This window comes from Asaia sp. As-1742 (genome assembly GCF_011753235.1).
In the GTDB taxonomy this organism is placed as follows: Bacteria; Pseudomonadota; Alphaproteobacteria; order Acetobacterales; family Acetobacteraceae; genus Asaia; species Asaia bogorensis_B.
This window is the reverse complement of record NZ_VWWA01000038.1, coordinates 1-3489: the sequence shown is the minus strand read 5'-3', so window position 1 is coordinate 3489 and position 3489 is coordinate 1. Positions and strand designations below refer to the sequence as shown.

4 protein-coding genes and 2 pseudogenes are annotated in these 3489 nt (G+C 58.2%); 1 reads left to right on the top strand and 5 read right to left on the bottom strand.

The genetic code is table 11. From position 1 onward, the window contains the following. From F3J08_RS16685 to F3J08_RS17345, 5 genes and pseudogenes are all read right to left on the bottom strand, one after another. Positions 1 to 125: pseudogene (locus F3J08_RS16685) on the bottom strand (IS481 family transposase); the annotation flags it as partial. A gap of 20 nt (positions 126 to 145) precedes the next feature. Next, positions 146 to 951 (bottom strand): annotated as a pseudogene (locus F3J08_RS17350) (transposase); the annotation flags it as partial. Positions 952 to 963: 12 nt separating this feature from the next. Then, positions 964 to 1092, bottom strand: a complete 129-nt coding sequence (locus tag F3J08_RS17645; RefSeq protein WP_370458768.1) for a hypothetical protein — start codon at positions 1090 to 1092, stop codon at positions 964 to 966. Between the two features lie 85 nt (positions 1093 to 1177). Next, on the bottom strand, positions 1178 to 2050 hold the full coding sequence (locus F3J08_RS16675) for an alpha/beta fold hydrolase (RefSeq protein ID WP_370458767.1): 873 nt from the start codon (positions 2048 to 2050) through the stop codon (positions 1178 to 1180). Between the two features lie 326 nt (positions 2051 to 2376). Next, complete coding sequence (locus F3J08_RS17345; RefSeq protein ID WP_166931856.1) at positions 2377 to 2520, bottom strand: hypothetical protein; 144 nt, start codon at positions 2518 to 2520, stop codon at positions 2377 to 2379. On the opposite strand from F3J08_RS17345, the gene F3J08_RS17640 reads away from it, so the two are divergent. Next, positions 2468 to 2725: a ketopantoate reductase C-terminal domain-containing protein gene (locus tag F3J08_RS17640; RefSeq protein WP_370458769.1), complete on the top strand. Its 258-nt coding sequence runs from the start codon at positions 2468 to 2470 to the stop codon at positions 2723 to 2725. The genes F3J08_RS17345 and F3J08_RS17640 overlap by 53 nt on opposite strands. Positions 2726 to 3489: the final 764 nt, after the last annotated feature.

The window sequence follows — 3489 nt, the reverse complement described above, 5'->3', positions numbered from 1 at the left end:
CGCGAAATGCCATGTCGCTGAAGGCAGCGATGCAAGGACGACCGGGTCAGATGCGGGATCGTTGCCTGCAGTGCATAAAGGCAATCGTCCAGTGGCAGCAGCGTGTGCCGACGGAACGCCACGATCAACCTCACATCGTGGTTGTCCGCAGACGTGGATTGCCGGATTTCGATACGCCCTGTTCGCGATCGATTGATCCGCTCTTCCACGGCGACGGCGCCAGACCGGCATAGGCGGCGATCTGTCGCCGATTGTGAAAATGCCGGAACAGTCGTTCCTGCGTCAGCACGGAAGCAAACTCGGTGCCAATTCCTTTAAGACCCTGCAACTGGGCGACTGGCGAATGTTCGTTGAGGCTCATCTTCGCCGATTTATCCCGTTCGCCCTCAACCGCCTTGATCTGCTCCATGAGGAGTTCGATGCGGCCCAGTTCGCGCCCGATCTAGCTCTTGAGATGATTCGGCACGGGATGTCCATCGCCCGTTCGTAGCTCGTCGAGACACGCACGCTGATCCCGGCGTAGCGGCTGGTAACCCCGAATACCTTGACCGAACAGCAGACCTTTGACGCGGTTGATGTGCCGGGTCCGCTCACCAACCAGGACCTTACGCTCCCGACCGAAACGTCGGCGGTCTTCCTCTTCGCGCGACGGAGAACGGACCATGGAGCAGACCCACGCTTCACCGCGTTTGAACGCCAGCAGGGTACGGACCAGCATTTCGCCGTCGATACGGTCCGTCTTCGCACGCCAATGCTTGCGAGAAACCGCGATCGACGCCGCGGCTCTCGATCCATTCTTCCTTGTTCAACGTCCGGTCAATCCAGAAGCCATCCAAGCCGGCTTCCTGAATCACAACGAGTGGGAAAAGCCTGCCCTTCCGGGCGCGCGCCTTATCGCGAAGAATTTTGAAACAGGAGATAAAGACCCGCAATATCGCCACCTTGAATCATGTGACGCGACGTCTATTCGCTTCCGGGTGAAAGCGATGTGACAAGCCAACTCGATTTCCCAAGTTCCAATGAAACGAAAATTGCGCCAAGATCGACGCGGATGGCGACCGGTGTCGCGGGATGATCAGATGCCTTGAGCATGATCTTGCTCTCCAGAGAGTTTCAGCAAGCACACTCTGACGCGGCTCGCTATCCCTTCCTCATGGGATCTGACAGGTCTCGCAATTCAAGGCGTCGAGGCGCGCGTGACCCATTGTAGGTGTTCGACGATCGTACGCGCAACGAAAGCAGGATCATCGATCATCGGAACATGGCCGAGATCGCCCATGTCGAGCCACCTCGCCTGTGGAACGCGGGCGCGAGCAATGGCGCCATTGACCTCGACCGGGAAGATACGATCGCACTGACCCCAGGCAAAGGTGAGCGGGCACGGCGGCGGATCGAAGCCTGCCTCCCACTCGGTGGTCGCGAGCAGGTCATCAGCGGCGTCGCACTCGACGAGGTCGCGAACCATCCTGATCGCCAGCCGGGCGTTAAGACGATCGGCGTGCGAGGCGACATCCCGCATCGCGAACCTGCGAATTGCAGGTATACGCATCAAGACGAGGGACAGGGGCGCCACCATTTTTGCCCGCTTGCGCATGGAAATGAGGCGATCAGTCGCGCGCGACGCGTCAGGCTTCCCGGGCGTCCAGCAGCCGGCCGGTGAAATGGCCAGAACACTGAGTGCATGGCCGCGTCGGGCAAGTTCGAGCGCCATCCAGCCGCCGATCGAATTGCCGACGATGTGCCAACGATGACCTCCGCTCTGCCTGATCGTTTCCTCTGCCGTATCGACCAAACGTGTGATCGTCGCCTTTCCGCTCAACAGGGGGCCTCCCCGGTGCCCCAGGGCAGTCGGCGCGACGAACTCCCATGTGTCTGGCAGTAATGGCGCAACCTCCTGCCATGCCGAACCCGACATGGTAACACCGTGGAGTGCCAATACCCTGACGGGATCGTCCCCACGAGCTTCGCCTGGAGGTGATCGATGGACGCTCAATAAACAAACCTTCTCGTCGGGCAGTTGAGAATGCGGGTCAACGAGGCTCTCCTTCACACTAATCCGTCCCAGATTAATCTAGTTCATATCCTGCGGCTGTAAAAAGTGGGGGCAGTCTGTCAGCGTGAATCCGCGCAGCGGGTTCGTCCAGCCCCCGATAACCGCCATCTCGACATCGCTCTGGTCTCCAGGAGGGGGGGCTCGCAGGCTCTCGTCTGTGCCCCTACCCTGCCCTTTTCTAATCCAACCACTTACGCCCCCGTACACCCATCTATCCCTGACAGTGATCGCATCTCAAGGCACATCTCCAGACCTGACACCCTTCCGAACGCTTGCCTCGCAGAGGCAGCTGGAATTGATAAAGAGGCATATTGCAAAATATGTCACGCAGCCTGCGAGGAGCCTTCCTGATTACCGGGCTCCTGCTTGCCTCCTGCGCCGATGACACTGTTTGCCGGATCGAGACGCTGGGTGATGCTGCCTGTGCTGAATACGCGAGGCTTCCCGATCGTTAGGGCCAGCGTCAACAATCAGGCGATCCTCGACAAGTTTCAGGCATCTCCTTCTGACATGGGCACTTCCATTCTTATGGACCGTGAAGCGGGTCAACCCCTTGAATGGGATATCCGCAACGGTGTCGTCCTGCGTCGAGGTCGCAGACACGGCATCCCAACGCCGATCAGCGATGTCATTGTGCCGCTCCTCGCGGCCGCAAGCGATGGTCCAGGCTGATTCCACAGCTGAAAGATCGAAGAATTATCGTTGCAATCCCATCTACCCGATTTTGAGGACAATGCATGATGACGAACGGATCCGCGTTATGACTTTCGCGTTGCGTGTTTTGGCATGAGTAGGTCGGCCTGCCTGTTTGGCGGCAGAGATAAGAGTATTTCTCCAGCGAGTTTTAGTCCAATCAGCAGGCTCACTGAAGAGCCACACACTCGTCTTGATGCCCGGCTTCCGTGTTTTTTATCCAAGAGCGGACCTTCCGGTCTTCCCCCCCCTGATCCGCCTGTCCACTCACAGATGCATGAGCAAACAGGCGATAGTCGCCTTCATGCCGGTCATCTAGGGGGTTGGGAGAGTTTCCCAAAAGCTGACATGAATCATCCGACGTTCTCGTGGAAAAGGCGGATAGCGGACCTGTGCACACATTCTATCCAGTCAAGGTTCGAATCTCGGCGGACGGGCCACGCCGGAACCAGATGAGAACTATGCCTACACGATAGTCCTCTAAATCCCTCCTCGTGGTCGTCTTGTCTTATGATTTTTCGGCCTGCTGGGGGATCATGAGATGCTTGATCCTTGGTGGTCACTCAGGATCGGGCGAAAGGGGACGGATGGCTGAACAAACAAGGTAATCGGCGAAGGTGATGTCACGTTAACTGACGCAAGGTAGGAAACGCCCGGGGGATGGGTATTCAGGCGCTGAGAGCGGTCGCGTTATTCCATTGGGCGAGAGCCCGGACACGATGGATGTGCCGGGAAAGAGCGGT